This window comes from Vibrio sp. 378 (assembly GCF_033339435.1).
In genome coordinates this window covers 1-501 of sequence record NZ_JAWOUO010001298.1, presented here as the reverse complement: position 1 = coordinate 501, position 501 = coordinate 1, and the positions used below count along the sequence as shown (strand labels likewise).

Sequence of the window (501 nt, the reverse complement as noted above, 5' to 3'; positions counted from 1 at the left end):
ACATATCACTACCAACAACAGAAGCAAGCACTTGTAGAGCTGCAACAATCGCGTCTCCCGTTGTTACTTTATCTAGCAAGATAACGTGACCAGAGTTTTCGGCACCGATCTTCCAGCCTTTAGCCAGCAATTGCTCCATTACATAGCGGTCACCGACAGCTGCACGAACAAATGGAATGCCTAATTGCTTCAGGCCATTTTCCATACCTAGGTTAGTCATCAACGTACCAACCACGCCACCTTTTAGTTCACCACGACGCAGAGCATCACGTGCGATGATGTAAGCAATTTGGTCACCATCGACTTTATTACCTAAATGGTCAACCATGATGATACGGTCGCCGTCACCATCGAATGCAAGACCAAGATGAGCTTGCTCTTCGACAACGCGTTTTTGTAGCGCGCGAACGTCTGTAGCACCGACTTCTTCATTGATGTTGATACCATTTGGCTCAACACCCATCGCGATTACATCTGCACCAAGTTCTTTGAAGACATTTG

1 pseudogene is annotated in these 501 nt (G+C 46.7%); it reads right to left on the bottom strand.

Going from position 1 to position 501, the window contains the following annotated elements:
- Positions 1-501 (bottom strand): annotated as a pseudogene (gene glmM, locus R7Q48_RS31665) (phosphoglucosamine mutase); the annotation flags it as partial.